Annotated in this window: 17 protein-coding genes and 1 pseudogene; 14 read left to right on the plus strand and 4 right to left on the minus strand. The window is 75.4% G+C overall.

Features of this window, described 5'->3' with window-relative positions; genetic code table 11:
- The 6 genes and pseudogenes from ACWGSR_RS32800 to ACWGSR_RS32825 form a co-directional block, all read left to right on the plus strand.
- Window positions 1–1,172, plus strand: a 1,172-nt coding sequence (locus ACWGSR_RS32800; RefSeq protein WP_453572173.1) for a thioesterase domain-containing protein, incomplete at its 5' end; no start/stop codon positions are given.
- A gap of 13 nt (window positions 1,173–1,185) precedes the next feature.
- Complete coding sequence (locus ACWGSR_RS32805) at window positions 1,186–2,538, plus strand: hypothetical protein (protein WP_453572176.1); 1,353 nt, start codon at window positions 1,186–1,188, stop codon at window positions 2,536–2,538.
- A gap of 97 nt (window positions 2,539–2,635) precedes the next feature.
- On the plus strand, window positions 2,636–3,943 hold the full coding sequence (locus ACWGSR_RS32810) for an activator-dependent family glycosyltransferase (protein WP_453572179.1): 1,308 nt from the start codon (window positions 2,636–2,638) through the stop codon (window positions 3,941–3,943).
- Entirely contained in the window at window positions 3,940–4,683 is a 744-nt protein-coding gene (locus ACWGSR_RS32815; protein ID WP_453572181.1) for a class I SAM-dependent methyltransferase, read from the plus strand. The genes ACWGSR_RS32810 and ACWGSR_RS32815 overlap by 4 nt, the downstream gene beginning before the upstream one ends.
- A 7-nt stretch (window positions 4,684–4,690) precedes the next feature.
- The gene (locus tag ACWGSR_RS32820; RefSeq protein ID WP_453572184.1) at window positions 4,691–5,482 is read left to right on the plus strand and encodes a 4'-phosphopantetheinyl transferase family protein; all 792 of its coding nucleotides are present in this window, start codon (window positions 4,691–4,693) and stop codon (window positions 5,480–5,482) included.
- A gap of 314 nt (window positions 5,483–5,796) precedes the next feature.
- Window positions 5,797–7,638, plus strand: a pseudogene (locus tag ACWGSR_RS32825) (helix-turn-helix domain-containing protein); the annotation flags it as partial.
- On the opposite strand, the gene ACWGSR_RS32830 reads toward ACWGSR_RS32825, so the two are convergent.
- Window positions 7,628–8,971 carry an IS701 family transposase gene (locus ACWGSR_RS32830; protein ID WP_453572187.1) on the minus strand — a complete coding sequence of 448 codons (1,344 nt, stop codon included), beginning with the start codon at window positions 8,969–8,971 and terminating at the stop codon, window positions 7,628–7,630. The pseudogene ACWGSR_RS32825 and the gene ACWGSR_RS32830 sit on opposite strands and share 11 nt — an antisense overlap.
- 420 nt (window positions 8,972–9,391) lie before the next feature.
- On the opposite strand from ACWGSR_RS32830, the gene ACWGSR_RS32835 reads away from it, so the two are divergent.
- Both ACWGSR_RS32835 and hflX read left to right on the plus strand, forming a co-directional pair.
- Complete coding sequence (locus tag ACWGSR_RS32835) at window positions 9,392–11,941, plus strand: beta-glucosidase (protein ID WP_453572190.1); 2,550 nt, start codon at window positions 9,392–9,394, stop codon at window positions 11,939–11,941.
- A 26-nt stretch (window positions 11,942–11,967) separates the two neighbouring features.
- Window positions 11,968–13,383 (plus strand): GTPase HflX, encoded by a 1,416-nt coding sequence (gene hflX / locus ACWGSR_RS32840; RefSeq protein ID WP_376233284.1) that lies wholly within the window; start codon window positions 11,968–11,970, stop codon window positions 13,381–13,383.
- A 71-nt stretch (window positions 13,384–13,454) separates the two neighbouring features.
- Here the strand turns inward: hflX and rfbH are convergent, their stop codons facing one another.
- Window positions 13,455–14,756 carry a lipopolysaccharide biosynthesis protein RfbH gene (gene rfbH, locus ACWGSR_RS32845; protein ID WP_453572193.1) on the minus strand — a complete coding sequence of 434 codons (1,302 nt, stop codon included), beginning with the start codon at window positions 14,754–14,756 and terminating at the stop codon, window positions 13,455–13,457.
- Between the two features lie 210 nt (window positions 14,757–14,966).
- Between rfbH and ACWGSR_RS32850 the strand changes: the two genes are divergently transcribed.
- The 4 genes from ACWGSR_RS32850 (at window position 14,967) to ACWGSR_RS32865 (ending at window position 18,961) form a co-directional block, all read left to right on the plus strand.
- Complete coding sequence (locus ACWGSR_RS32850; RefSeq protein ID WP_376233278.1) at window positions 14,967–15,149, plus strand: DUF5302 domain-containing protein; 183 nt, start codon at window positions 14,967–14,969, stop codon at window positions 15,147–15,149.
- Between the two features lie 281 nt (window positions 15,150–15,430).
- Window positions 15,431–17,539, plus strand: a complete 2,109-nt coding sequence (locus tag ACWGSR_RS32855) for a beta-ketoacyl [acyl carrier protein] synthase domain-containing protein (protein ID WP_453572196.1) — start codon at window positions 15,431–15,433, stop codon at window positions 17,537–17,539.
- Window positions 17,536–18,342: a 4'-phosphopantetheinyl transferase family protein gene (locus ACWGSR_RS32860; RefSeq protein ID WP_376233274.1), complete on the plus strand. Its 807-nt coding sequence runs from the start codon at window positions 17,536–17,538 to the stop codon at window positions 18,340–18,342. The genes ACWGSR_RS32855 and ACWGSR_RS32860 overlap by 4 nt, the downstream gene beginning before the upstream one ends.
- A gap of 160 nt (window positions 18,343–18,502) precedes the next feature.
- Complete coding sequence (locus ACWGSR_RS32865; protein WP_376233271.1) at window positions 18,503–18,961, plus strand: nuclear transport factor 2 family protein; 459 nt, start codon at window positions 18,503–18,505, stop codon at window positions 18,959–18,961.
- Window positions 18,962–18,971: 10 nt separating this feature from the next.
- On the opposite strand, the gene ACWGSR_RS32870 is transcribed toward ACWGSR_RS32865, so the two are convergent.
- Window positions 18,972–19,277, minus strand: a complete 306-nt coding sequence (locus ACWGSR_RS32870; protein WP_376233269.1) for a hypothetical protein — start codon at window positions 19,275–19,277, stop codon at window positions 18,972–18,974.
- 77 nt (window positions 19,278–19,354) lie between these two features.
- On the opposite strand from ACWGSR_RS32870, the gene ACWGSR_RS32875 reads away from it, so the two are divergent.
- A complete protein-coding gene (locus ACWGSR_RS32875; protein WP_453572200.1) occupies window positions 19,355–19,573 on the plus strand; it encodes an MbtH family protein in 219 nt (72 codons plus the stop codon).
- An 83-nt stretch (window positions 19,574–19,656) separates the two neighbouring features.
- Here ACWGSR_RS32875 and ACWGSR_RS32880 read toward each other — a convergent pair whose 3' ends face one another.
- Window positions 19,657–21,012, minus strand: a complete 1,356-nt coding sequence (locus tag ACWGSR_RS32880; protein WP_376233264.1) for a lysine N(6)-hydroxylase/L-ornithine N(5)-oxygenase family protein — start codon at window positions 21,010–21,012, stop codon at window positions 19,657–19,659.
- 309 nt (window positions 21,013–21,321) lie between these two features.
- On the opposite strand from ACWGSR_RS32880, the gene ACWGSR_RS32885 reads away from it, so the two are divergent.
- Entirely contained in the window at window positions 21,322–21,963 is a 642-nt protein-coding gene (locus ACWGSR_RS32885) for an FMN-binding negative transcriptional regulator (protein ID WP_376233261.1), read from the plus strand.
- Window positions 21,964–21,968: the final 5 nt, after the last annotated feature.

Raw genomic sequence — 21,968 nt, forward strand, 5'->3', positions numbered from 1 at the left:
GCGCCCGGCCGCGCGACCCGCGCGCCGAACTCGCCGCCCTCGGCCCCGCCGAGCGCGCCGCCGCCGTCCGGGCCCTGGTCCGCGCCGAGGCCGCCGCCGTGCTCGGGTACGAGAGCCCCGACGAGGTCGCCGCCGACGAGCCCTTCACCCCGGCCGGGTTCGACTCCCTGGCCCTCGTGGAACTCCGGCGCCGGCTCACCGCCGCGACCGCCACCGACCTGCCGCCCGAGGCCCTCTACGACCACAACACCCCGGACGCGCTCGCCGCCCACCTCCTGGAACTCCTCCGGGACCCGGCCGGCGCGGCGGGCGCCCCGGCCGGGGGCTCCGGCTCCGGCGACACCACGCTGGTCGCGGTCTACCGCTCCGCGGTCGCCGACGGACGGGTCGCCGAGGCCGTCGACGCCCTCGGCGCCGTCTCCGCCCTGCGCCCGGCCTTCACCGATCCCGGGCGGCAGCCCGTCGTCCCCGTCCGGCTGGCCGACGGCCCCGCCGGGGACGAGGGCCCGCTGCTCTTCGCGGTCACCGGCACCGCGGCCGTCTCCGGCCCCGCCGAGTTCGCCGCCTTCGCCGCCGCCCTCGCAGGCCGCCGCACCGTCGTCGCGCTGCCCCAGCCCGGCTTCCGGTCCGGCGAACTGCTGCCCGGCACCCTCGAAGCGCTGTGCGCGGCCCACGCCGAGGCCGTCGAACGGTACGCCGCCGGACGGCCGTACGCCCTGGTCGGGCACTCCGCCGGGGCCAACGTCGCCCACGCGCTCACCCGCCACCTGGAGGCGCGCGGCGCCGGGCCCGCCGCCCTGGTCCTCGCCGACGTCTACACCCCCGGCGCCCCCGGGGCCATGGGCGTCTGGCGGGACGTCATGCTCCGCTGGGCGACGGACCGCGCGGTCGTCGCGCTCGACGACACCCGGCTCACCGCCATGGGCGCGTTCCACCGGCTGCTCCTGGACTGGGCCCCCCGGCCCACCCGCGCGCCCGTCCTGCACCTGCGGGCCGGCGAGCCCATGGCCCCGTGGACCGACCCGCTGACGGACTGGCGGTCCGTCTGGGACGGCGCCCGCGCCGTCGCCGACGTACCCGGCAACCACTTCACGATGATGACCGAGCACGCCCCGACCACGGCCCGCACCGTCGACGCCTGGCTCGACGCGCTGCCCGGCGGTGACCGATGACGAGGAGTCGCACATGACAGCGGAGCCGCTGACCGACGCCCCGGGCCGCGCGACCGCCCCGGCCGGCACCCCGGACCGGGCGATCACCCCGGACCACGGGACCGTCCCGAGCCACGGGACCGCCACGGGCCACGGCGCCGTCCCCACCGGCGCCCCGGACCACGGGACCGCCCCGTACCCCGAGGCAGCCCCCTACCCCGAGGCCGCCCCGACCGACCCCCGACGCGCCCGGGGCAACCAGCTCACCCGTGCCGCCCAGTGGTTCGCGGGGACCCGGAACGACCCCTACGGCCTGATCCTGCGCTCCGGCACCGAGGACCCCCGCCCCCACGAGGAGCGCGTCCGCGCCGGGGGGCCGCTGTTCCACAGCGCGCCGCTCGACACCTGGGTGACGGCCGACCGCGCCGTCGCCGAGGCGGTCGTCGCGGACCCCGCCTTCGACGGCCCCCGCCCCGGGCCGGAGGCCGCCGCCGGGGACGGGCTCCCGTACCGCAGCGCCGTCCTCGCCGTGGACCGGGAGACCGCCGCCCGCCTGGCCCCGCTCACCGCCCTCGGCGGCCCCATGCTGTGGGCCCCCGAGGAGGAGTGCGTGGAGAAGCGGACCGTGAAGTTCGCCCGCGCGCTCCTCGCCGGGCTCGGCGACCGCTTCGACCTCGCCGAGGACTTCGCGCGCCGGCTCGTCGGCCAGGTGATCGGCGAACAGCTCGGCCTGCCCGAGGTCGCCCACGAGCGGTTCGTCCGGATCCTGCCCGACTGCCGGCACGCCCTCGACGGGCTGCTCTGCCCCCAGCCCCACGCCGTCGTCCGCGCCGCCGAGCGGGCCGAGGCCGCCCTCTCCGCGGTGCTCGCCGAAGGCCTCCACGAGGCCGGGGCCGACAGCGTCCGGGCCGCCCGGATCCTCTCCGTCGGCGCCGCCGAGACCACCGTCGTGCTCGTCGCCAACGCCGTGCGCCGGCTCCTCGCCGAGCCCGGCGCCTGGCAGCGGCTGGCCGCCGATCCGGCCCTGGCCGCCGGAGCCGTCGAGGACACCCTGCGCCTGGCCCCGCCCGTCCGGCTGGAGACCCGTACCGCACGCGCCGACACCGTCCTCGCGGGCACCGGACTGCCCGCCGGCAGCCACGTCACCCTCCTCGTCGCCGCCGTCAACCGCGACCCGGCGGCCCCCGCGGACGCCGCGCCGTTCGGCCTCCCCGGCGACCTGCACTTCGCGCTCTCCGGCCGGCTGGTCACGGTGATCGCCCGCGCGGCGCTCGGCGCGCTCGCCGAGGCCCTGCCCGCCCTGCGCACCGTCGGCGAGGAGGTCACGCGGCCGCGCTCACCGGTCCTGGCCGCCCCCGCCCGCCTCCCCGTCGCCAAGGCCGCCTGACGACGGCCCGGCCCCCGACGACCACGACCGCCGACGACCACGACCGCCGACGACCACGACCCCGACCGCAACGAGCCAGACGAGGGCGGACGACCCCATGCGCGTACTGATCACGTGCTTCGCGCACAACACCCACTACTACAACCTGGTGCCGCTGGCCTGGGCGCTGCGGGCCGCCGGGCACGAGGTCCGGGTGGCCAGCCAGCCGGCGCTCACCGAGGTGATCAACGGCTCCGGGCTCACCGCCGTGCCCGTCGGAGACCTCGACTCGATCGTCGAGCTGATGACGCAGATCGGCGGCGACCCCACCCCGTACCAGACGGGCTTCGACTTCGCCGACACGGTCACCGAGCCGATCGGCTGGGAGCACGCCCTCGGCCAGCAGACCATGATGACGGCCATGTCGTTCGCGCCGCTCAACGGCGACACGACCATCGACGGCATCGTGGCGTTCGCCCGCTCCTGGCGGCCCGACCTGGTGCTCTGGGAGCCCTTCACCTACGCCGGGCCCATCGCCGCGCACGTCACCGGCGCCGCCCACGCCCGCCTCCTGTGGGGCCCCGACGTGGTCCTCAACGCGCGCCGCCAGTTCCTCGAACTGCTCGCCGCGCAGCCCGAGGAGCGCCGCGAGGACCCGATGGGCGAATGGGTCACCTGGACCCTCGAACGCTTCGGGACCGTCCCCGACGCCGACGCCGTCGAGGAGATCGTCCGGGGGCAGGCCACCGTCGACCCGGCCCCCGCGAGCCTGCGGATCCCCGTGCCCGGCGAACTCCTGCCGATGTGCTACGTCCCCTACAACGGCCCCGCCGTCGTCCCGGACTGGCTGCACGCCCCGCCCGCCCGGCCGCGGGTCTGCGTCACCCTCGGCGTCTCCGCCCGCGAGACCTTCGGCCGCGACGCGGTCCCCTTCGAGGACCTGCTGCACGCCCTCGGCGACGTCGACGCCGAGATCGTCGCCACCTTCGACGCCACCCAGCTCCGGGACCGCGACGCCCTCCCCGCCAACATCCGCGTCGTCGACTTCGTCCCGATGGACGCCCTGCTGCCGACCTGCGCCGCGATCGTCCACCACGGCGGCGCCGGCACCGGCTACACCGCCACCCTGCACGGCGTGCCGCAGATCATCGTGGCCTCCCTGTGGGACGCCCCGCTCAAGGCCCGCCTGCACGAACGGCAGGGCGCCGGCATCGACCTGCCGCCCGAGAAGCTCGACGCCGCGTCCCTGCGCGAGGCGGTCGTACGGGCCCTCACCGACCCCTCGATCGCGGCGGCCGCGCACCGGCTGCGCGACGAGGCCCTCGCCGACCCCTCGCCGGCGCAGCTCGTCCCCGCCCTCGAACGCCTCGCGGCCCGCCGGGCCCGCCCGAGCACCGCCCACCCCAGCCAAGGAGAGACGACGTGACCACCACCGGAGCCCCCGCGCACAGCGGCTACGCGGACGGCATCGCCCGCCTCTACGACCTGGTCCACCAGGGCAAGGGCAAGGACTACGCGCGCGAGGCGGCCGACCTGGCCGCCCTGGTCGCCTCCCGCGCGCCCGGCGCCCGCAGCCTCCTCGACGTGGCCTGCGGCACCGGCCTCCACCTGGAGCACCTCACCCGGGCGTTCGACACCGTCGAGGGCGTGGAGATCTCCGCCGACATGCGGGACATCGCCGTACGCCGCAACCCGGGCGTGCCCGTCCACCTCGGCGACATGCGCGACTTCGCGCTCGGCACCACCTTCTCCGCCGTCACCTGCATGTTCAGCTCCATCGGCCACATGCGCGACCAGGCCGAACTCGACGCGGCCCTGGCCCGCTTCGCGGCCCACCTCGAACCGGGCGGCGTCGTCGTGGTCGAACCCTGGTGGTTCCCCGCCACGTTCACGCCGGGCTTCGTCGGCGCGTCCATCACCGAGGCCGAGGGCAAGACCGTCTCCCGCGTCTCGCACTCGCGCCTGGAGGGCGAGGCCACCCGCATCGACGTGCACTACCTGATCGCCGAGCCCGGCCGGGACATCGCGCACCTCTCCGAGACCCACCTCATCACCCTCTTCACGCGCGAGGCCTACGAGCGGGCCTTCGTCCGCGCCGGCCTCGCCGTCGAGTTCCAGGAGGGCGGGCCGTCCGGCCGGGGCCTCTTCGTCGGCGTCCGGGCGTGACGGCCGCGTGATCGAGGAGATCCTCCCGCCCGGGACGGTCTCGGCCGACACGGCCGGTGAGCACCCGCCGGAGCTGCTCTTCGCGGGGGAGCGGGCCCTGATCCGCGACGCCGTCGAGGAGCGGCGCCGCGAGTTCGCCACGGTCCGGGTGTGCGCCCACCGGGCGCTCGCCGCCCTCGGACGGGCCGCCGAACCGGTGCTCACCGGCCACCGCGGCGAGCCCCTGTGGCCCGCCGGCACGGTCGGCTCCCTCACCCACTGCGAGGGCTACCGGGGCGCCGCCCTGGCGTCCGCCGACCACTGGCGGTCCCTCGGCATCGACGCGGAGCCGCACCTGCCGCTGCCGCCGGGCGTGACCCGGGGGGTCGCCTCGGCCGCCGAGCGGGAGCGGCTGCGCGAGCTGGCCCGCCGCCACCCCGGCACCCGCTGGGACCGGCTGCTGTTCAGCGCCAAGGAGTCCCTGTTCAAGGCCTGGTCCCCGCTGACCCGCCGGGCCCTGGACTTCGACTCGGCGGAGCTCGCGCTCGACCCGGCCGCCCGGACGTTCACCGCCCGGCTGCGGATCCCCGGGCCGGTGCTCGACGGCCGGGCCCTGACCGAGCTGACCGGCCGGTGGACGGTGACGGACGGACTCCTCCTGACCGCGGTCGCCGTCCCGGGCCCCCGGCCGGCGTCTGCGGGAGACCGCCAGGCGTCTGCGGGAGACCGCCAGGCCTCTCCGGGAAACCGACTGGCGTCTCCGGAGGACCGCCCGGGCCCCTCGGAAGCCGTTCGCGCCCCGGGACAGAACGGCTCGTGAACCGGTGGAGGAACACCCCGTCCCCGCCCCGGGCCGTCCGGCCCGCCGACGCCCGCCCGCCCCTCCCGCGCCCCCGCCCCCGGCCCCGCCCGGTCCCCGCCCCGGAGCGAACCGGCCAGCGTAGGTACGGGCCGTGCCGCCGTCCAAGGTGCGCGGAGCACACCGCGGCGCCCCGGAACGGCCCGCCGGCGGTGGCCCGGTCACCGCGTCCGCCGCCGTCCGGCCGACCGGCGGCCGGTTGACGCCCCTTCAGCAGGCCGGTTACGTTCCCCGGGTCGTCGGGACAAGGTCGATTCGTCCGCTGGGGGGCTGGGATGACAGGGGAGGAACCGCAGTCCGGGACCGAGGTCCTGCGCGTCCTCGAACTCCTCGCGGAGGAGGCGCCGGCCCACGCGTACGAGCAGCTCGTCGCCCAGGCCCGCCGCTCCGGGGCCGACCCCGAGCGGATCGACCGGCTGACCCGCGCCAAGGGCCTCGCCCTGGAGGTCAACGCCCTCTTCGACCGGCGCCGCCAGCGCGAGGCCGAACTCGCCGCGCTCGTCGACACCGCCCTCGAACTCACCGCGCCGGCCCGGCTCGACGCCACCCTCCGCCTGATCACCCGCCGCGCCCGGCTGCTGCTCAACACGGACCTCGCCTGCACCGCCCTGGCCGACGAGGCCACCGGGGACCTGGTCGTCGGCACCGCCGACGGTGCCGTCAGCGCCCGCACGACCGGCCACCGGGTGCCCGCCGCCGCGCTGCCCGGCGCCCCCGGCGAACTGCCCGGCCCCTTCCGGACCGCCGACCACCTCACCGACGACCGGGCCGGCCACACGGCCGCCCTCGGAGACCTCCTGGAGGCCGAGTCGCTGCACGCCGTCCTCGGCGTGCCGCTGCGCGCCGGCGACCGCTGCCTCGGCTTCCTCTACGTCGCCGACCGCAGGACCCGGCACTTCACCCCCGACGACGTGTCGCTCATGTGCTCCCTGGCCGACCTCTCCGCCGCCGCCGTGGAGACCGCCCGGCTCCTGGAGAACGTACGGGCCGCCAACACCGTCCTGGAGGACGCCGGGACCCGGGCCCGCGCCGGACTCAGCGACGCCCTGCGGGCCAAGGACCTCCAGGACGACCTGGTCCGGCTCGTCCTGGAGGGCACCGGCCTGGACGAGCTCCTGGCCCGCGCCGCCGCCGAGCTGGGCGGCGGCCTCTCCGTCCGGGGCCAGGGCGGCGAACGCCTCGCCGGGCACGGCCGCACGTCCGTCCCCGACGCCGCCGAACTGGAGCGCGTGCGGCTCAACGCCGCGGCCACCGGCATCGCCTGCCCGCTGAGCGACGGCACCCTGGTCGTGCCGCTCTCCGTCCGCTCCGAGGACGTCGGCACGCTCCTCCTCCACCCCGCCGAACCGGCCACCGGACCCGGCACGGGCACCGACGGCGACGACCGGCCCGGCGAACAGGTCCTGCTCTCCTACGCGCGCACCGTGTCCCTGCTGCTCGTCCTCCAGCGCTCCACGGACGCCGGGGGACGGGCCGACGACGACCTCCTGGAGGACCTCGTCACCTGGGACGGGCCCGCCGAGGGCCTGGAGCGGCGCGCCCGCCGCCTCGCGGCCCGTCTGGAACGCCCCCACGTCATGGTCGTCGCCCGCCCCCGGAGCGAGGCCGCCGACCTGGTCGAGAGCTGGGCCGCCGGACACGCCCGCCGCCACCGCGGCATGAAGACCGTCCAGGGCGACCGGCTCGCCCTGCTCCTGCCCGGGGACGACCCGGCCGCCTGCGCCGACCGCGTCCGCGCCGAACTCGCCGAGGCCACCGGCGCCCCCGTCACGGCCGGCGCGGCCCGGCTCGGCCGGGGCCCGGACGCGGTCCGCCGCGCCCACCGGGAGGCCGTCCGCTGCCTGGACGCGCTCACCGCGCTCGGCGGCACCGGGCGCTCCGCCGCCGCCCGCGACCTCGGGTTCATCGGCATGCTGCTCGCCGAGGAGCACGACGCCCCCGGCTTCGTGGAGCGCACCCTCGGCCCGCTCCTCGACCACGACGCCGAGCGGTTCGGCAACCTGGTCGAGACCCTCGACGGCTGGTTCCGCGCGGCCGGCAGCCCCACCCGGGCCGCCGAACTCCTCTACGTGCACCCCAACACGGTCTCCCGCCGCCTGGAGCGCATCACCCAGCTGCTCGGCCCGGACTGGCAGCGGCCGGAACGCTCGCTGGAGCTTCAGCTAGCCCTGCGCCTGCAGCGGGCGCGCGTCTTCCACGGCCTCGCGCCCGACGGCCCCCGGTCATGGGAACCGGCGTGACCGCGCCGAGGCCCCGGCGCGCCCCCGGGCCCAGCAGCCGCACCGCGTGAGCCAGCGACACCAGCGTCACGTGCCGGTGCCAGCCGTGGTACGAGCGCCCCTCGAAGTCCAGCGCGCCCACCGGCAGGCTCGTGCCCGTGAAGTCGGCGTCGGCCCGCCCGATCAGCCGGCCGAGGCCGAGGAGCGTGCTCCGGCTCGCACCGGTCAGGTTCGTCAGCCACAGCTCCGACGCCTCGCGGCTGTTCGGCGACCACACCCCCACCAGCGTCAGCGGGGCCCCCGCCGGCGGCGTCCCGCCGAACGCCCGGCGCGGCCCCGGCACCGCCGGCCCCGGCAGCCGTACGGGCAGCAGGGACACCAGCGAGGTCCTCGGCAGTCCCGTGCCCGCCGGCTCGAACCACTCCACCGGCCGGCCCTGGGAGCGCGCCAGCTCCGCGAGGCGTCCCGCCGAGGCCGACACGGACCGGCTCCCCCCGCCGGAGAGCGCCGGGGCCAGCAGGCCCGTACCGCCGCCGATCCGCAGCAGGAAGGGCAGTCCGGCCCGGGAGAAGGCCCCCACCATCGACGGCACGGCCTCCTCGCGGGCGTCCGTCACCACGGGCAGCCGGGTGATCCCCCAGCCCGCCGTCTCCAGCGCCATGTCCAGGGCCAGGCCCTCCGCCGACCCGGCGTCCACCGAGTCCGGTATCGCGGCCCGCCGGCGCATCTCGGCGTCCTCCAGCCAGTCGCCCGACAGCGACAGGCGCCAGTTCACCGGGGCCGCCGCCGCCCCCGAGGCCAGCCACAGGCCGTACCCGTGCTGGCTGTTGACCACCTGCCCGAGCTGCGGGACGAACCGTCGCCCCACGCCCACCGAGTGACGGCCCGTCTTCGGGATGACCAGCGGGCGCACCACCCACGCCTTCGGCGCGAGCAGCCGGTCCACCCGGGCCGCGAGCTCCGCCCGCAGCGGGGACCAGTCCCACGTCGAGCAGCTGATGAAGTGGTGCAGGCTCTGCTCCGCCGACCGCTCGTCCGTGCTCGCGGCCAGGTTCCGCATGGTCTTGCGGCCCGGGGCGTGCAGCAGCCCGTGCACGTACAGCTCGCCCTTGTGCCGCTGGTCGCGGCGGCGCAGCGAGGACAGCACCGACGCGACCAGGGCCCGCGACGCGCCCGCCGCCGGGTCGTACGGAAGGCTCGGGGCTTCCACCGCCTGGAGAGTGGCCCTCATGACGCTCCTCGGGGTCTCGGCGCCCCGGGACCCGCCGGGCCGGGGCTGCGCTCGCTGGACCCCTCCACCGTCCCCGGCGGCCCGGCCACGGCCCAGGTAGGCCGGGGACACACTTCCCGGACCGCACCGCCCCCGCCCCCCGTACGCCCCGGCGCGCGCCCCGCGCCCACGGGGGGTGGTGGCCGGGCCACCACCCCCCGGCACCGCGCGCCCGCCTCCGCCGCTCCGCCGCCCCGGCGGCGCCCCGAGTCCGCCGGTCTCGAGCGATCCTCAAGCGCCAACTCCCTTACGACACGGAGCAAAACCCCCGAACTCCGTAGAGTGTGACGGGCCGACCTCGTCTCCCGCGGCCCGTTCCGTGAGCGTGGAGGCACGCGCACCACGCGCGCGCACCGACGCACCGAAACAACAGGAGACCGCATGCTGTCCCGCAGGCCGGCGGAGCGAACGTCCCGCCCCCCCACCAGACTCCGGACCGACGGGCGCGGGCGCCCGGGCCGCGCACCGCGGCTGCTCGCCCTCACCGTGGCCCTGCTCTGTACGAGCGGCCTGCTCACCACCGCCAACGGCACCACGGCCGACGGCGCCGCCCCGAGGGTCGCGGCCGAGGAGGGCAGCCAGCGCGTCCGCGCGCTCGTCGCCCGGATGACCCTCGACGAGAAGCTGTCCTTCGTCCACTGGACGGCCGGGGCCGAGAACGGCCCGCTCGCCCGGGGCGTCGGCTACCTGCCCGGCGTGCCCCGTCTGGGCATACCCCCGCTTCAGGCCGCCGACGGCCCGGTGGGCGTGCGCATCAACGGCAGCCGCGCCACCGCGCTGCCCACGCCCACCGCGCTCGCCGCCACCTTCGACGACGGCCTCGCCACCGCGTACGGCAAGGTCATCGGCCACGAGGGCCGGGCCCTGGGCCAGGACGTGATCCTCGCCCCGATGGTCAACAACATCCGCGTGCCGCACGGCGGCCGCAACTTCGAGACCTTCAGCGAGGACCCGCTCGTCACCTCCCGCACCGCCGCCGCCGAGATCCGGGGCATCCAGGGCCAGGGCCTGATGGCCACGGTCAAGCACTTCGCGGGCAACAACCAGGAGACCGACCGCTTCACCGTCGACGCGGCCATCGACGAGCAGACCCTCCACGAGACGGAACTGCCCGGCTTCCGCGGCGCCGTCGAGGCCGGCGCCGCCTCCGTGATGTGCGCCTACAACGGCGTCAACGGCACCCCCGCCTGCAGCAGCGACCAGCTCCTGCAGAAGGTCCTGCGCGAGCAGTGGGGCTTCAAGGGCTGGGTGATGTCCGACTGGCTCGCCACCAAGGCGACCACCGACATCACCAAGGGCCTCGACCAGGAACTCGGCCTGGAGATGGGCAAGCCCACCGACCCGGTCCCCGACTCCAAGCACTTCGGCGCCGCCCTGAAGGCCGCCGTCACCGCCGGCACGGTCCCCGAGGCCGCGCTCGACCGCTCCGTGGTCCGCATCGTCGGCCAGATGGAGCGCTTCGGCCTCCTCGACCCCGCCGGCGGCCCCGCGCGGCCCGCGCGCGACGCCCAGGCGGGCCGGGCCACCGCCCGCGAGATAGCCGAGAACGGCGCCGTCCTGCTGCGCAACACCACCACCGCCGGCCGCCCCGCCCTCCCGCTCACCGGGACCGCCGCCACCTCCCTCGCCGTCATCGGCGACAGCGCCCTGCACCCCAAGGTCTCCGGCCTGGGCAGCGCGCACGTGGTGCCCGACGCGGCCGAGTCCCCGCTGGACGCCCTGCGCGAGCGCGCCGGCGCGAACGCCGCGGTCGCCTACGAGCCCGGCATCGAACGGCTCGGCGCCCCGCTGACCGCGACCGAACTCAGCCCCGCCTTCCACAACGGCAGGCAGCTCGACCCGGGCGGCGACCGCGCGTTCTACGACGGCACCCTGACCGTCCCGGCGGACGGCGACTACCGCATCGGCGTCCGCGTCGACGGCGGCCTCGCCATCCTCCAGATCGAGGGCCAGGCCCCCGTCTACGCCGCCGACTCGTTCAGCGAGACCACCAGCGTCGTCCTCAGCCTCACCAAGGGCACCCACAAGCTCTCCATGAGCGGCTGGGCCTGGCCCGACCGCCCGCTCTCCGTCGACCTCACCTGGGTCACCCCCGAGCGGGCGAGCCGGAACATCCAGCGGGCCGTCGCCGCCGCGGCCGCCGCGGACACCGCCGTCGTCTTCGCCCAGGACGAGGGCTCCGAGGGCTGGGACCGCCCCTCGCTCTCCCTGCCGGACGGCCAGGACGCCCTGATCGCCGCGGTCGCCGCCGCCAACCCCAACACGGTCGTCGTCCTCAACACCGGCTCCTCCGTGCTGATGCCGTGGCTGGGCTCCACCCGCGCCGTCCTCCAGATGTGGTACCCGGGCCAGGAGGGCGCCCGCGCCACCGCCGCGCTCCTGTACGGGGACGCCAACCCCAGCGGAAAGCTCACCCAGACCTTCCCCGCCGCCGAGGACGCCCACCCGATGGCCGGCCGCCCCGAGCGCTTCCCCGGCGTCGCGGGCAAGCAGGAGTACAGCGAGGGGATCCACGTCGGCTACCGCTGGTACGAGCGGGAGGGCGTGGCCCCGCTGTTCCCCTTCGGCCACGGTCTGTCGTACACCTCCTTCTCCTACCGCGACCTCGCCGTCGAACGGACCGCCACCGGCGCCACCGTGCGCGTGACCGTCCGCAACACCGGCCGCTCCACCGGCAAGGAGGTCGTGCAGGCCTACCTCGGCCCCAGCGACCGGATCACCGCCCCGCAGGCGGTCAAGAAGCTCGCCGGCTACACCAAGGTCACCCTGGCCCCCGGCCAGGAGAAGCGGGTCGCCGTCACCGTCGACGCCCGCCAGCTCCAGTACTGGGACACCGCCCGGCACTCCTGGCGGGACGCCCCCGGCGCCCGGACCGTCAAGGTCGGCTCCTCCTCGGCGGACATCCGCCTCACCGGCCGCCTCGCCCCCTGAACCCCCCACCCAGTGAGAGGAAACGCATGACCGCGACAGAACACGGTTCCACCCCCGCCCCCACCGGCGGCCGCATCGCCGCCGCCGACGCCATCGACACCACCCAGGACACCGGCCTGCGCCACGTCGCGGCCCTGTCCACCGAACTCCGGGACGTCGTCGAGGTCGAGCAGCGCCAGGTCCGCCTGGAGCGCGTGGTGCTCGTCGGCGTGTGGACCTCCGGCACGGTCGCGGAGGCCGAGAGCTCCCTCGCCGAGCTCGCGGCCCTCGCCGAGACGGCGGGCGCCCTCGTGCTCGACGGCGTCATCCAGCGCCGCGACAAGCCGGACCCGGCCACGTACATCGGCTCGGGCAAGGCCGGGGAGCTGCGCACCCTCGTCGAGACCACCGGCGCCGACACCGTCGTCTGCGACGGCGAGCTGAGCCCCGCCCAGCTCGTCCGCCTGGAGGAGTTCGTCAAGGTCAAGGTCGTCGACCGGACCGCCCTGATCCTCGACATCTTCGCCCAGCGCGCCACCTCCCGCGAGGGCAAGGCGCAGGTCGCGCTCGCGCAGATGCAGTACATGCTGCCGCGGCTGCGCGGCTGGGGCGCCTCGCTGTCCCGGCAGATGGGCGGCGGCGGTGGCGCGGGCGGCGGCATGGCCACCCGCGGCCCCGGCGAGACGAAGATCGAGACGGACCGGCGCCGACTGCGCGACAAGATGTCCAAGATGCGCCGGGACATCGAGGAGATGAAGACCGCCCGCGACCTCAAGCGGCAGGAGCGCCGCCGCAACAAGGTCCCGTCGGTCGCCCTCGCGGGCTACACCAACGCGGGCAAGTCCTCGCTCCTCAACCGCCTCACCGGCGCCGAGGTCCACGTCCAGAACGCCCTGTTCGCCACCCTCGACCCGACCGTGCGCCGCAGCGAGACGGCCGGCGGACGGGCCTACACCCTGGCCGACACCGTCGGCTTCGTGCGGCACCTGCCGCACCAGCTCGTCGACGCGTTCCGCTCCACCCTGGAGGAGGTCGCCGAGGCGGACCTCATCCTGCACGTGGTCGACGGCTCGCACCCCGACCCGGAGTCCCAGATCGAGGCCGTGCGCAGCGTCATCGGCGAGATCGGCGGGGAGGGCGTGCCGGAGCTCGTCGTCATCAACAAGGCGGACGCCGCGCCGGCCGACGTGCTGGAGCGGCTCAGGAGCGCCGAGCCGACGGCGATCACGGTGTCGGCCCGCACCGGCGAGGGCATCGACCACCTCCTGGCCCGGATCGCGGAGGAACTCCCGCACCCCGACATCGAGGTGGAGGTGCTCGTCCCCTACACGGAGGGGCAGCTCGTGGCCCGCGTCCACGAGTCGGGCGAGGTCCTGGAGGAGACGCACGAGGAGAACGGCACCCGCCTGAAGGCGAACGTCGACGCCTCCCTCGCCGCCGAACTGGCCGCTTACGCGGCCTGACGCGCACGACGGGCCGGCCCCCTCCCGAGCACGCGGGGAGGGGGCCGGCCCGTCGGCGTGACCCGGTGGGGTCAGTGGGAGCGGGTGGTGAACTCGCGGATCGAGGAGACGACGTAGTCGACCATCTCCTCGGTGATGCCCGGGTAGACGCCGATCCAGAAGGTCTGGTCCGTGATCAGGTCGCTGTTGACCAGCGGCTCGGCGATCCGGTGCGGCTTCTCGGCGTACGCGGGGTGGCGGGTGAGGTTGCCCGCGAAGAAGCGGCGCGTGTGGATCCGCCGCGACTCCAGGAAGTCCACGAGCGCGGCCCGGGTGTAGGCCGCGTCCGGGTCCACCGTGATCAGGAAGCCGAACCAGCTCGGGTCGCTGTCCGGGGTCGGCTCCGGGAGCAGCAGGCCCGGCAGCCCGTCGAGCCCGGCGCGCAGCAGCGCCCAGTTGCGGCGGCGGGCCGCGCTGAACTCCTCGACGCGCCCGAGCTGGCTCAGGCCCAGGGACGCCTGGAGGTCGGTCGCCTTCAGGTTGTACCCCACGTGGGAGAAGATGTACTTGTGGTCGTAGCCGTGCGGCAGCTTCCCCATCTGCTGGTCGAAGCGCTTCATGCAGCGGTTGTCCTCGCCCGGCTCGCACCAGCAGTCCCGGCCCCAGTCGCGGAAGGACTCCACGATCCGCGCCAGCACCAGGTTGCTGGTCAGGACGCAGCCGCCCTCGCCCATCGCGATGTGGTGCGCCGGGTAGAAGCTGGTGGTCGCCAGGTCGCCGAAGGAGCCGGTGCGCTTCCCCCGGTACGTGGAGTCGACCGCGTCGCAGTTGTCCTCGACGAAGAACAGGCCGCGCTCCTCGGCGAGCTGCGCCACCTCCTCCACCCGGAACGGGTTGCCCAGGGAGTGCGCGATCATGATCGCGCGTGTCTTCGGCCCGATGGCCGCGGCGATCCGCTCGGGCGTCGTGTTGTACGTGCCCAGCTCGACGTCCACGAAGACCGGCACCAGGCCGTTGTGCAGGATCGGGCTGACGGTGGTCGGGAAGCCCGCCGCGACGGTGACGACCTCGTCGCCCGGCTTCAGGCGCTGCTCCTCCAGCTGCGGGGAGGTCAGGGAGCTGAGGGCCAGCAGGTTCGCGGAGGAGCCGGAGTTCGTCAGATGGGCCTTGCGGGTGCCGATGAAGCGGGCGAAGTCCCGCTCGAAGCGCCGGGAGCTGACGCCGGCGGCGATCCGCATGTCGAGCGCCGCGGAGACCAGCGCGAGCCGGTCCTCCTCGCTGAGCACGGCGCCGGAGACCTGGACCGGGGAGACCCCGGGTTCGAAGGGACCGGGAGCCTGCTCCCGGTGGTATTCACGGACGAGCTCCGCGATCCGGTCCTTGGTCTCGCCCATGGTCGTTCCCTCCTGAAGGCACCGCTGACGGAACCGTGAGCCTAGGCCCGGAGACACGTCGAATCGGCAGAGCGCCGGTCGACTTCATCAGGTCCGCGAGAAATTCCGGCGAGTGGCGAAAAGTATTCCCCCGGGCCGGGAAGAGGCTCGCCGGGAGGTCACTCGGATGCCACAATAAAACCGCTCTAGAACATGCCCAGGAGGTAACGCATGACTGCTACGCCGGAAAACAACGCCGCCGAGACCGACGCCAAGCGCAAGTTCCAGGAGGCTCTGGAGCGCAAGTCCCGCAACGCCCGATCCCAGCAGGCGCACCACGAGGCGCGTCTGAAGATCAACGGGGCCAGTGGCCTCAACCGTCAGAGCCGGAATTTCCGACGCAAGGCCGGCTGAGCCCGCACGGGCCTTTCGGAGGGCCGTCGCGATCCCACCCCCGGGGGATCGCGGCGGCCCTTTTTCATGCGCTCGGGGCGCCCCTCCGGGGAGACCCGCTGGAGTCTCCCTCGATTTCCGGTGGAGAAACGCTCGACAATTCCTGGGAATGAGCTCTGTATTCAGCCGAACCCTGTTCCCCCGATCGCGGTGATTGTTTTCTACTGCGAGCGCGCCGTGGTGCGCCGTGCGCGCGACCGTGTCGCCGCCGGCGCTTTCGTCCGAGGGAGGGACGCGTCCGGATGGACGACAAGGAGATACTGACCCGCTTCAAGGACGGGACCCTGGACCGCGCCCGGGCCGCCGCCCTGCTCGCGGCGGGGGCGGAGGGACGGGCGGGGGGCCGTACGGGAGGCCGGACCGAGGGCTGGTCGGAAGGCCGGGCCGAGGGCCGGTCGACGGGCCGGCCGGAGGGCCGGGCCCGGGACCGGTCCCGGGCGGGGAGCGCGCCCGTCCTGGCGCCCGTGCCGCCTCCGGCCTCGGGCCTTGCCCCGGTCCCGTCCCTCGCCCCGGTCCCGAACCCCGGTACGGCCGGGGGGACCGAGAAGACCGAGGAGACGGGGGGCACCCGGGACCTCCGGGACCTCCGGGACGTCCAAGGCGCCGGGGAGGCCCGGAGCACCGAAGGCACCCGAAGCACCGGTGACCCCCGAGGCACCCGGGAGGCCCACGACGCTCCGTACACCGGCCGCGTGGCCGTCGTCGGCGTCTCCGGCCGCTTCCCCGGGGCCCCGGACCCGGACGCCCTCTGGCGCAGGCTGCGCGCCGGACGCGCCGCCGGTCCCGGCCCGCTCCCGCGGGACCGCCCCGGCGGCGGCGGTGCCGGGACGGGCCACTACCTGGACCGCGTGCAGGACTTCGACCCGGTGTTCTTCGGGATCGAGCCCGCCGAGGCGGCCCTGATGGACCCTCAGGAGCGGATCTTCCTGGAGACCGCCTGGGAGGCGTTCGAGGACGCGGGCTGCACCGGCGGCCGCCTCGACGCGCTGACCGCGCCGGACGGAACCCCGCGCAGCGTCGGCGTCTTCGTCGGGGCGAGCGCGGGCGACTACGCGCTGCTGGCCGCCGAGGCCTGGGCCCGGGGCGCCCGCGCCATGCCCCGCCGGGGCCACTGGAGCCTGCCCAACCGGCTCTCCGGCCTGCTCGGCCTGACCGGCCCCAGCCAGAGCGTCGACACGGCGGAGTCCTCCGTGCTCGTCGCCCTCGACCTGGCCCTCGCCGCCCTGCGCCGCCGTGAGTGCGAGGCCGCGCTCGTGGGCGGGGCCCAGCTGCTGCTGCACCCCGCGAGCCGCCGCCCCGGAGCGGGGGAGTGCGCGGGCGCGCTGCTCCTGAAGCCGCTCGGCCGGGCCCTGGCCGACGGCGACACCGTCCACGCCGTGGTCCTCGGCGGCGCGGTCGCCCACACGGGGGGCGCGGACGCCCCGCGGCGCCTGGCCCGGGCCGCGCTGCGCCGGACCGGGCCCGGGGCGGAGGAGCCCGGACTCCGGGAGGACGCGGGGACGGCCGCCGCTTCGGTGGGCGACGCCGGCGCGGCCACCGGCGTCGCCGTCCTGACCCGCGCCGTGCTCCAACTGCGCCACCGCGTCCTGCTGCCCGGCCCGGACCGCCCCGAGGCCGAGCCCTGGACCCGGTCGGGACCGGAGCCGCGACGCGCCTCGGCGACCCTGCGGGGGACGGGCGGGGTCGAGGCCCACGTGATCCTGGAGGAGTTCCGCCCGGAGCCGCCCCCGCTCGCCGAACTGCCCGCACCCCTCGAACGCCCCGACCTCCCCGAACTCCCGAACCAAGCAGGCGGTCCGGAAACACGGACCGCCCCCGGCACGACCGCTGCCACCTCCGCCCCCGGCACGACCGCCGCCACCCCCGCCCCCGAAGGCGAACTGGTCCTGCTGTCCGCCCCCACCCCCGCCCACCTCGCGGCCACCGCCGCCCGGCTCCTCGGGCGGATCGCCGGGCGCGACGCGCCCCCGCTCGCCGTCCTCGCCCGCTCCCTGCGGACCGGGCGGGCCCCGATGGACTGCCGCTTCGCCGTCCTCGTCCACGACCTCGCCGAACTCTCCGCCGCCCTCGAACGACTGGCCGCGGGCGCCATGCGGGGCGTCGCCGACCTGCGGGGCGGCGCGGCCGACCCGCTGGGCCTGGGCGCGGTGCCCGAGACCCGCGCCTACCTCGCCGGACTCTGGGAGGCCCGCCGGCTGCCCCAGCTGCGCGACCTCTGGCTGGCCGGGGTGGACGCCGACTGGGCCGCCCTGGAACCGGCGGCCGGCCCCGGCGCCGTAGCGGTGCCGCTGCCGCCCTCCGCGTTCCTGCGCACGCCGCTGTGGCTCCCCGGCGCGGGAGAGGGCGGATGAGCGCGGCGACCGCGCCGGCGGAGGAGCGGACGCCCCCGGTCAACCTCTGGTTCTGCCCCAACGACGACCTGGCGCCCGCCGTCGCCGCCACCCTCTGCACCCACTGGCTGGACGAGAACGAGCAGGAGATCGCGGGCCGCTTCCTCTTCGAGCGCGACCGCCGGCAGTACCTGGTCGCGCACGCGCTCGTGCGCCGCGTCCTCGCCCTGGAGACCGGCATCCCCGAGGCGGAGGCCGTCATCTGGCGCTCCTCGCGCGGCCGCCCCCACCTCCAGACCCCGGCCGGCGGCCTGCCGCGCGGCGGCGACGCCCTCGACTTCAACCTCTCGCACTCGCAGACGTACAACCTGCTCGGGGTCGCCCGCGGGCACCGGATCGGGGTCGACGTCGAGCGGCTCGACCGCTCCGACGTGGGCCTGTCCACCATCGTGAGCACCTTCACCCCCGCCGAGCGCGACTGGATCGCGCGCCTGGCCCCCGGCCGCCCCCGCGACCAGCGGGTGCTGCGCCTGTGGACGCTCAAGGAGGCGTACTCCAAGGCCCGCGGGCTCGGCCTCGGACTGCCCTTCGACTCCTTCGCCTTCACCCTCGCCGAGGACCGGGGCGTGCTCCGCTTCCGGCCGCCGGAGGACGACTCGGCGTCCCGCTGGCGGTTCCTGGAGTTCGAACCGGTCCCCGACGTGCTGGCCGCCGTCGCGCTGGAGGTCGACGGGGTGCGCCCGCCCCCGGTCCACCTCCACCACGGCTTCCCGTGGGGCCGGGCCGCCCCGCGCCGGCTCGTGCTCCCGGCGGCGAGCGCCTGACCCCCGCCCCCCGCCGGGCGACGGGACGGGACCGCCACGGGAGCGCTTGAGGGGTCTTTGAAGGATCCTCGATCCGGCCGCCGGAGACTGTCCGCACCGAATCCGGGTCCCCTCGGCCGGCCCCGCACCCCGGGCCACGGCCGGAAGCGGAGGCAGACTCATGACCGTCGAACTGGTCCGCACCGAGGGGGACCCGCTCCGGAACGAGGGGTTCCCCGCCCTGTACGCCGAAGTGCAGCGGTTCTACGCGCGCCAGATGGAGATCCTGGACACCCACGACACCGGACGCTGGGCCGAGACCTTCACCGAGGACGCCGTCATCGAACTCCCCTCCCCGGCCCCGCCCCTGGCCGCCCGCTCCGGACTCGGCCGCTACGTGCGCGCCGGCGCGGCCCGGCGGCGGGCGCACGGCCGCCTCGACCACTGGGTCGGCATGCTCGACGTGCGGCCCCGGGAGGACGGCACGCTGCGGACCCGCTGCTCGGCCCTCGTGCACGCCGCGCCGCACGGCGGCGGACCCCCGGTCCTGTACGTGTACGCCATGGAGGACGTCCTGGTCCGCGCCCCCGGCACGTGGCGCGTCGCGCACCGCCGGGTGACGCGCGACGACCTGGCGTGAGCACCCCGCCTCAGGACAGGGCGCCGAACGAGGCCAGGACGTCGTCCAGTTCGTGCGAGTGGACGGTGAAGGCCTCGGGGACGAGCGCGGCGGCGTCGAGGACCCCGAGCACGGCCCGCACCGTCTCCACCGCCGCCTCGCCGCGGATCGTCAGGGCGAGCGCCTCGGGATCGCTCCACGCGTCGCCGAGGACCGGGGCCGGTCCGGCCCGGAAGGCGGCCTCGGCGCGCCCGAGGTCCGCCGCGTCGGAGAACCGCAGGCGGACGAGACCGCTGGGCGCCGGGCGGAACCCGCCGGCCGGACGGTTGGCGCGCATGGCACGACTCCTTCGATGAGGACCCCGGCCGCTGACCCGGCCGGTGACGTGTGACGAAGAGAAAGGGGAGTGGAACGATGAGCAGCAACCCGCCCGGGGACGCCGGGACCCGGTTCTACGTGCTGGCGGGCGAGGAGCGGCAGAGCCTGTGGCCCTCGTTCACCGACGTGCCCGCCGGCTGGCGGATCGTGTTCGGCGAGGAGAGCCGCGACAACTGCCTCGCGTACATGGAGGAGTGCCTCACCCGCCCGCGGGCGGCCGGGGGCCGTACGGCGGAGGCCGAAGCCGCCGCCTGATCCGCCCGGCGGGCCGTCCGACCCGCCCGCCCGGTCGTCCGGCCGGTCCGGGACCACCCTCCGGTGGTTCCGGACCGGCCGGTTCAGGCCGCCGAGGACGCCTTCTGCGCGGAGCCGGCGCGGCCCAGCTCCCGCTCGGTGCGCCGCAGCACGATCGAGTCGGCGATCTCGCCGCTGCGCACCGCGATGTTCGACAGCAGGGCCGAGGTCAGGCCGTGGGTGTGCTCGGTGCCGCCCTGGAGGTAGACCCCGCAGGTCATCCCGGAGGCGCTGACGAGCCGGTAGTCGCGCTCCACCCGGTGCTTGCCCGCCGCGTCGCGCTCGAAGCACCGGTCGAACCCGCCCAGCAGCCGGGCCGGGTCCAGGCCGTCGTACCCGGTGGCGAACACCAGGGCGTCCACGGCCGTCTCCTCGACCGTGTCGTCGAGCAGCGAGCGCAGGATCACGCGCGTCTCGTCCCCGGCGCCCTTCACCCCGTCGACCCGGGTCAGGTTCCGGAAGTGGAGCCGCCGGCTCCCGCGCACCTGCTCCTCGTACGAGCGCTGGTACAGGGCGCGGATGACGTCGGCGTCGACCACCGAGTAGTTGGTGTTGCGGTGGTAGCGCCAGAAGGAGTCCCGGGCCCGGTCGGTGCCGAAGTAGTACTCGTCCACCGCGGAGGGGTCGAACACCTGGTTGGCGAAGGGGGTGTCGTCGGCGATGGAGTAGCCGTACGACGGGATGACCGCGCTGACCTCTGCGTGCGGCAGCGCGTCGTGGAGGAACCGGGTGATCTCGGCCGCGCTCTGGCCGGCGCCGACCACCATCACCCGCCGGAGCTCCTCCGGGTCCCGGGCGTTGAACCTGCTCAGGAACTCGGAGCTGTGCCAGACCCGTTCGTGGCCGCCCATGCCGTCCGGCAGGCGCGGCACCAGGCCGGTGGAGACGGCCACGTTGCGCGCGGCGACCACGCGGACGGCGCCGTCGCCGTCGCGCACCTCGACCTCCAGGAGGTCCGGCGGGCCGTCCCCGCCGTCCTCGGTCACGGGCCGGATCGCGGTGACCTCGGTGCCGTACGACACCCGGTCGCCGAGACCGGCCGCCGCCCACTCCAGGTACTGGTGGAACTCCTGGCGGGTCGGGAAGAAGTCCTGGTTGTTCACGAACTGCACGAGCCGGTTCGAGGCGTGCAGGAACGAGACGAAGCTGTACCGGGACAGCGGGTTCCGGAAGGTGACCAGGTCCTTGAGGAACGAGATCTGCATGGTCGCCGACGGCAGCAGCATGTCGCGGTGCCAGCCGAACGCCGGCTGCTTCTCGAAGAAGTGGGACGTGACCGGACGCCCGGGAGTGCTCTCGCCGTGCTCCTCCAAGGCGATCGCGAGCGACAGGTTGGACGGGCCGAACCCGATGCCGACCACGTCGTGAATCTCTTGGATGCGCCTGCCCTTTATGCCCATGGAAATTCTCCCGATGACGTCTGGAAAACTCGGCCGATGGCCCGAGAGACCGCTCTGCAGTCTGCTGGTGAAAGTCGCTCGAAGGCAACTCAAAGGCGACTCGAAGACGACATGAAGGCAATCAGGAGACCGCTGGAGCCGCTCGGGGCCCGTAAGCGTTGTCCCGTCGACAGGACGTCGTTAGGGTCGGCCCGGATTCTCGAGAACTCCACAAGTCCGGCTTGAGTGGACCTCGTGCCGGGGCTTTTCGCCCCGTCGCGTCCCGAGCCGGAGTCTCGCCCCGAGGGAAATACCGAAAGGTGAATCCGCATGTTCGTACCCAGCTTCTACCGCGAGCCCGACAGCTCGTGGATGGTCGACGTGATCCGCGACAATCCACTGGCGCTCGCGGTGTCCAACGGCGGCTCCGAGGACGGCCCCTTCGCCACCCACCTGCCGGTCATCTTCGATCCCGAGGCCCCGGCCGAGCCGTCCGGGGACCTGCGCGGGACCACGCTGCTCGGGCACATGAACAAGGCGAACCCGCACTGGAAGGCCCTGGAGACGGGCAGCGTCCTGCTGCTGACCTTCACCGGGCCGCACTCCTACGTCTCGCCCACCGTGTACCGGAAGTCCCCGGCCGCCCCGACCTGGAACTTCACCGCCGTGCACGTCCGGGGCGTGGTCAGGATGCTCGGCTCCGCCGAGGAGACGCTGAGCGTGGTGGAGTCCACCGTCCGCGCCTTCGAGAAGGACTTCGGCGACGGCTGGGACATGACCGAGTCGCTCGGCTACTTCCGCAAGATCGTGCCCGCCGCCGGGGCCTTCAGCGTCACGGTCACCGGCGTCGAGGGGATGTTCAAGCTCAGCCAGGAGCAGCCGGGCGAGGTGCGCGAGCGGGTGCGGGAGTCGTTCGGGCAGAGCGCGTGCACGTACAAGCGGGAGACCGCCGGGCTGATGGGCCGCCTGTAGGGCGC

It is taken from the genome of Streptomyces sp. NPDC055632, assembly GCF_053618675.1.

Bases quoted from the DNA above. Each gene is read 5' to 3' on its own strand.
- ACWGSR_RS32805 (WP_453572176.1), top strand. From the start codon at position 1,186: ATGACAGCGGAGCCGCTGACCGACGCCCCGGGCCGCGCGACCGCCCCG.
- ACWGSR_RS32855 (WP_453572196.1), top strand. From the start codon at position 15,431: ATGGACGACAAGGAGATACTGACCCGCTTCAAGGACGGGACCCTGGAC.
- ACWGSR_RS32875 (WP_453572200.1), top strand. From the start codon at position 19,355: ATGAGCAGCAACCCGCCCGGGGACGCCGGGACCCGGTTCTACGTGCTG.
- ACWGSR_RS32810 (WP_453572179.1), top strand. From the start codon at position 2,636: ATGCGCGTACTGATCACGTGCTTCGCGCACAACACCCACTACTACAAC.
- rfbH (WP_453572193.1), bottom strand. From the start codon at position 14,756: ATGGGCGAGACCAAGGACCGGATCGCGGAGCTCGTCCGTGAATACCAC.
- ACWGSR_RS32880 (WP_376233264.1), bottom strand. From the start codon at position 21,012: ATGGGCATAAAGGGCAGGCGCATCCAAGAGATTCACGACGTGGTCGGC.
- ACWGSR_RS32830 (WP_453572187.1), bottom strand. From the start codon at position 8,971: ATGAGGGCCACTCTCCAGGCGGTGGAAGCCCCGAGCCTTCCGTACGAC.
- hflX (WP_376233284.1), top strand. From the start codon at position 11,968: ATGACCGCGACAGAACACGGTTCCACCCCCGCCCCCACCGGCGGCCGC.
- ACWGSR_RS32865 (WP_376233271.1), top strand. From the start codon at position 18,503: ATGACCGTCGAACTGGTCCGCACCGAGGGGGACCCGCTCCGGAACGAG.
- ACWGSR_RS32885 (WP_376233261.1), top strand. From the start codon at position 21,322: ATGTTCGTACCCAGCTTCTACCGCGAGCCCGACAGCTCGTGGATGGTC.
- ACWGSR_RS32835 (WP_453572190.1), top strand. From the start codon at position 9,392: ATGCTGTCCCGCAGGCCGGCGGAGCGAACGTCCCGCCCCCCCACCAGA.
- ACWGSR_RS32870 (WP_376233269.1), bottom strand. From the start codon at position 19,277: ATGCGCGCCAACCGTCCGGCCGGCGGGTTCCGCCCGGCGCCCAGCGGT.
- ACWGSR_RS32850 (WP_376233278.1), top strand. From the start codon at position 14,967: ATGACTGCTACGCCGGAAAACAACGCCGCCGAGACCGACGCCAAGCGC.
- ACWGSR_RS32860 (WP_376233274.1), top strand. From the start codon at position 17,536: ATGAGCGCGGCGACCGCGCCGGCGGAGGAGCGGACGCCCCCGGTCAAC.